Genomic DNA, 5,646 nt, shown 5'->3' with positions numbered 1-5,646 from the left:
GCCCTGAATGGGTGCTGTTGCCAAAATCTAACCAATACTTAGGGTTGTTGTGGTAGTGATGGGCTCGCTCTAAATGAGTGAGTACTTCCCCAATGTCAAAACGTGCCTTTGCGCTATCTACACACGAAAGGTAAATGCTTCCTCTCATTGTTTCTTCTTCAGAGGAAAAGGTCTCAGTGCTGAATAGCTGTGTTTGCGCTCTCCAGTCTGTACCAAAAAAGCGATTGATACGACCTATCAGGGCTGTGGATTTGTACATTCCTAACTCACAAGCTAAAAAGAGCTGTCTACCGAGATTGGCAGGACTAATCTCTAAAAATAAGTTTCTTTTTATATTGGCGTATTCTAAAAAATAATAGGAACAAAAGCACTATTGGAATAAGTATACCCATTGGGATAACACCTATCATAGGATAATATAATAGTCTTGGAAAAGTACATAACAGATATATTGAAAGAATAATACTATCAATAACTATAAATACTTTCTTTTGATTTATTTTTTTGAATAATATTGTTATAGCGGGTAGCGCAATATAACAAGTAAATAGTACACTCAATAATAAGAACAATAAGAAAAGATTATATTCTCTATATATGTAGGGTAAAACAATGTCTTTAATATTTGTTGGTCCATATTCCATATAATCAGAAAAATTAAAAGAGGTTTGGTCCATCCAATGTCCTCCAACTCCTGTTCTTAAATCTTGCCAATATAATTTTTCCTCCCAATAATATATTCAAAAATACCTATATTCATATATAATAAGTGTAATAATAAGAAAAATATGAGAGAAAAAAAGAAATTGTGTTTTATAACTTTATTTATATATAACTTCATTAGAATTAATTTTAATAGTTTTTACAAAATGATTACTTTCCTTAATTAGCCTTATTCCTTTTATATGGAAATCTTTTCCTATTTTAGTTTTGTTTCTAAAGGAATTGAATGTACTATTACTAATATTTAAATTTCTTTCATCAAAAAAAGTATATTTATCAACTTTAGAATGATAACTAAAAATAGATTTGTTCCACCCTCCTAAAACTTGAGAACCAATAAAATCAAATGAATCATTTATTTCTTCCCAAATCCTTATCCAATTTCTTTTTCTCAACACAAGAAAAATTAAACTAAAAAAATATCCCAAAAGCTTTTGTAATTGTCATCATTATAGGAAAATTTTAGGCTATTGTTCATATCTTCGTAAAATTTCTCGGTTAATTTCTTTATTTATTTCACATTTTTTTGTCAATGCTTTATCTAAATCTGGGTCTATATAAATTGCACAGGTTCCCAATTCTTGCAAAATAATAAAAAAGGGAAACAAATCAGGATATTTGCTGTTTTTTTTCTCTTGTTCATAATTATCACCATAGTATGTAAAAAAATTGATATAAAAATACCAATAAGTCCGTGAACCATTTTCAAAATAAAATTCAACACCATGATCATCATTCTCTATTTCTCTCTCTAAAAAATTATATTTTTTATCCCTTTCTATGTATTCAGAAGGAATATGATTAAAAATAGAAGGTTTATAGACTGTTGAATTTTTCCACTTTTTTGTTTCCTTCAATTTATATTTTTGAGAAAGGTCGTAACTATCATCGACTCCATAGGTTAGCACAAACAAACTATCTTTCTGTAAATCAATACATATAACTGTTGAATCTTCCTTAATTTTTATTATATCAGTATATCCGTTTTCATTTCCTACTTCATAATCACTAATTGATCTATGTTTATAAATGTGAATTTTTTTAATTCCCAAATTTTTGTCCAATTTTTTCTTTTCTACACAAGAAAAAAGAAAAATACAACTAAAAAATATCCCAAAAACTTTTATAATCATAGTCAAATTTTAGGCTATTGTTCATATCTGCGTAAAATTTCTCGGTTGTTGTCATATTCTGCGAATTCTTTTGTGATTTCACAAATATATTCTGAATCTAAATATCCTATGTATCTACTTGTCTCTGATAAAATATGAAAGAAAACTCCAACTTCCCCATATTCATAATTTTCTATCATATTTTGAATATTGGGATAGTAACGAGATACTTTATCAAAATGCCAATAGGTTTTAGTTCCATCTTTAAAGTAAAAAGTGGCATTTTCTGCTTGAAATTCTTTTTTTTCAAAATAGTATTTTTTATTTTTTTCAATATATTCCAAAGGAATATGATTAAAAATGGTAGGTTTATAAATCCCTATGTTTCTCCATTTTCTTGATTCTTTTAAAACATACTTCTCTTTATTTTCATCCATAACATATCTATCTTGCAACAAATAGTTGTTTATACAATCTATTCTGTCTACAATGGAGTCTCCTTTGTAATAACGTCCATCTTTCCATTGAATTTCAGGTTCACAGTTTTCAAAAAAATCAAAAAAAATATCAATCCGTTGAATTTCCAAATCCTTATCTAATTTCTTTTTTTCAACACAGGAAAATAAAAAAGTTAAACTAAAAAATATCCCAAAAACTTTTGTAGTTGTCATCATAATCAAACTTTAAAATATTGTTTTTATTCTTATGTATCTCATCCCATTGCCATTTAAAAAGCGAAAACATTTTTCCTTTATGTGGATTTCCTGTACTATACCCCGTGTGTTCATAGTCCATATAATTATCGGTGGTTCCTTTTTCAAATAAAGGTATATTTTCATATTCTTCAAAAGGATGTTTTAGTCCCAAAGCGTGTCCTATCTCGTGAATTATGGTATGAGTGTTTAATCCTCCTAAATTTAGAATAATTCTATTTCTATTTGTAAATCCTTTACTTTTTATACCTCTTCCTCTATTAATTTCAGACACCTCGTTATTATGATAAAATAAATAGATATAATTACTTGATGTTTTTCCATTAAATGCTTCATAAAAATCAATAATGTTTTCAAGAACTTCTTTCTTTTCTAATCTATTCATTTTTAAATCGTACAAAAAGTCTACAACTGTTTTCTCCTTTCTATTTCGCAAATCAAGTACTTGATTTCTTGCAATAACTTCTACACGTGTCAATGCTTGGTTAAATGATTTATATTTGAGTGCATACTCAAAATCATTGGGCAAAGAAAAAGGTTTATCGTTAGTAATTACTTTTACTAAAATAATTTTTGCCTTGGGTATTTTACTGGTTTTGAATAGCATAAGCTCTCCCACTTGCTGTTCTTTTCCGTTTTTTGTTGCTATTACTTTAATTGAAACATTTTCTTCTAAAACCCCTAAACATTTTATATTCACCTTGTTTTTTAAAACTCTATAACTAATATCCTCATTACTTATATTCCGGACTTCTGTTTTTTGATTTAAAAACTCTGACAGTTCAATAGAGGCAGGAGTTATTTTTACAGCATCATTGTACTTCCCATCAATTTTAAAAACAATTTTTGTTCCATCGTCTTTTAAATCAGTTAATTCTTGTAGTTCAAGATTCAAATTAGCTCCATCTTTGTTAATTGACGACCCGTATTTATATTCGGTAGAAAAAGGCAATAATGCCAACCAAGGGACATAATATTTTTGATTGTGAAAATTTCTTATTTTATATTGTTTTTCTAAAATCTCTGGGGTCTTACATACAGGAACATTAGAATCAATAATTTCAATATACTCATCTCTCATCCAATCAAAACCAAATTCTCCTTCGTAGTTTTGGGGTCTTCTAAAGTGTATGAGGTAATCAGGTTCTTTTTCTTCCTTAGGTTCAGGTTTGTTAACCCATAGTCTTGCTACGGATTCTTGTCCTGTTTCTAATAATGTTATTCTTATGCCTGCCATAGTTTAGTCGTTTTTTTGTTCTATTATTTTTAGTTTGATGCGCTCTGTTTTGTCGTTTTTAAAAACATACCCTTTGAGTATATCGTTTTCTAAGCGTTCGCCATTGTATTCAAAATCAATTTCATCATCAGTTAAGTCTAAATTTGCTTTTTTCCCTGCAAGATTTTTCCCTTCTACTACTAAATAGACTTCATCTCCTATCTTTCCTCTATTTCCTAACATTTTATCATTGAGGTCGGTAAAATAGCTCATAATAATTTTAGGTTCTTCTTTATTAACAGTACCATATTCTACACCTCCATTTAAACCTTGCATTATTACTTTGTCAGCACTTATTAATTCTATTTCTTCTGTAGCTGTAATAGTTACTTCTTCAGCTTCTTCATAAGAAGAGCCAGCTCTTATAGTATAAGTGTCACGAACTGTGATATATATGTTATTAGCTTTCTTAAAAATTCCCATAATATTTATTTTACAATTAATTTACCTCAGGGCTTCAATATTTGACCTCCGAACTTAAACTCTTTATGCTTTACTATACTTTCTTATCAAGAAAAAGGACAGAATAAATACACATATATTATATGGGAATGAAAGAATTATAATACCATTAGCTGTTATAAACATATTCCAAAAATCATCTACTATTCTATTTACTGCTAGAACTATATCTGGATAATAACCAATATAAGCCCAAAAAAGAATAGAAAAAAACACAGATATCTCCAACCAAATAGAATAAAATTTTATATAAAACCAAAAAGTATCCTTTTTTATCGGTTTAAAAAGATACATTGTTATATACAAAGCAAATGTAAATAATCCTATTAATGTATTAGGATATGATTTATAATAACAATTTGTCATTAAAAATCTTGGAGTTGCATCTCCTATTATATATTCAAAAAACTTGTATAATATAATTGAGCCTATAAAAAATAAGCTACAATATTTAATTTTTTTAAATATCCTATTCAATTTCTTCAAAAGTTGCATAAAAAGTAAAGTCTTTATCAATGTATTTTATATCGGAATAAAGATTAAAGTCTTTTCCCTTATTAGAAAAGTTTTTATAATCATCTCTATAATCACGATATGATTGGTTAAATATTCTATAAAACTCTTCACTTGGATAGAAAAGGTCATAACTTATTAAATTTCTATAAATATTCCAACTTCCTAAGTTTTCTTCTTTATCAGATTTAAGAAAATCAAAACTATCCTTTATATAAATTCCTATTTTAGTAATTTTAATTTCATAATTCTGTTCATTTTTAGTAATTTCTCCAAAAGCTATAACCCGAAAAGAAAAAGAACCTAAAGCTCCTGATAACCCATCAAAAGGTTCAGGAGGTATCTTAGAAATTTCATATGATTTAGATTGGTAATAAAATCTTTCAAAAAGAGGCATTTTTTCTATCTTTTTTTCATTTTTAATTTTTGGTTGTTTAACATCTTTATAATTTACAAGAGTCGCATCAGATACTCCAAAAATAACTGTCTTGCCTTTATCAGGTAATTCAAAATTTTTTATATTACTATCAGTAGACATTCTTTTTATCATTTTTTTCAATTCCTTTATTGCATTATTGCTTTTCCAAAGATTATCTTTTAAATCATCGTATACTTTTTTTGCTCTATCAAAAGATAAAACCCAGTCCATTTTAATTTTCTCGAATATAGGATTTTCCCATGGATTTTCACTAGCTTCTCCCTCAAACCATTCTTTTTGGAGAGCAACTGCATGTTTCCAAGGATATTTCTGTGAAAGCATAACCTTTGTAACATACTCAACTACGTGTATTTTTAAATAATCATCTTTATTCAAACGAAAAATAGTTTCCCCATCTAAGTAAAGACA

The 5,646-nt window shown here is 27.7% G+C and carries 6 protein-coding genes and 1 pseudogene; all 7 read right to left on the bottom strand.

Features of this window, described 5'->3' with window-relative positions:
- Positions 1 to 259: pseudogene (locus OO775_RS12505) on the bottom strand (PRTRC system ThiF family protein); the annotation flags it as partial.
- 562 nt (positions 260 to 821) lie between these two features.
- Complete coding sequence (locus OO775_RS12500) at positions 822 to 1,118, bottom strand: hypothetical protein (RefSeq protein ID WP_264847542.1); 297 nt, start codon at positions 1,116 to 1,118, stop codon at positions 822 to 824.
- Between the two features lie 72 nt (positions 1,119 to 1,190).
- On the bottom strand, positions 1,191 to 1,775 hold the full coding sequence (locus OO775_RS12495) for a hypothetical protein (protein WP_264847541.1): 585 nt from the start codon (positions 1,773 to 1,775) through the stop codon (positions 1,191 to 1,193).
- Positions 1,776 to 1,870: 95 nt separating this feature from the next.
- Positions 1,871 to 2,515, bottom strand: coding sequence for a hypothetical protein (locus OO775_RS12490; protein ID WP_264847539.1), 645 nt, complete (start codon positions 2,513 to 2,515; stop codon positions 1,871 to 1,873).
- On the bottom strand, positions 2,472 to 3,785 hold the full coding sequence (locus OO775_RS12485; protein WP_264847538.1) for a hypothetical protein: 1,314 nt from the start codon (positions 3,783 to 3,785) through the stop codon (positions 2,472 to 2,474). The genes OO775_RS12490 and OO775_RS12485 overlap by 44 nt, the downstream gene beginning before the upstream one ends.
- 3 nt (positions 3,786 to 3,788) lie before the next feature.
- The gene (locus OO775_RS12480; protein ID WP_264847537.1) at positions 3,789 to 4,247 is read right to left on the bottom strand and encodes a hypothetical protein; all 459 of its coding nucleotides are present in this window, start codon (positions 4,245 to 4,247) and stop codon (positions 3,789 to 3,791) included.
- A 508-nt stretch (positions 4,248 to 4,755) separates the two neighbouring features.
- The coding region (locus tag OO775_RS12475) for a DUF6402 family protein (protein ID WP_264847536.1) at positions 4,756 to 5,646 on the bottom strand (891 nt) is incomplete at its 5' end.

Source organism: Capnocytophaga catalasegens, from assembly GCF_026005215.1.
GTDB lineage: Bacteria > Bacteroidota > Bacteroidia > Flavobacteriales > Flavobacteriaceae > Capnocytophaga > Capnocytophaga catalasegens.
Note: the sequence above shows the minus strand (reverse complement) of the source record. Positions and strands in the feature narration are given on the sequence as shown.

What these genes read in the sequence shown, in the direction of transcription:
- OO775_RS12480 (WP_264847537.1), bottom strand. Translation starts at nt 4,247, where the DNA reads ATGGGAATTTTTAAGAAAGCTAATAACATATATATCACAGTTCGTGAC.
- OO775_RS12485 (WP_264847538.1), bottom strand. Translation starts at nt 3,785, where the DNA reads ATGGCAGGCATAAGAATAACATTATTAGAAACAGGACAAGAATCCGTA.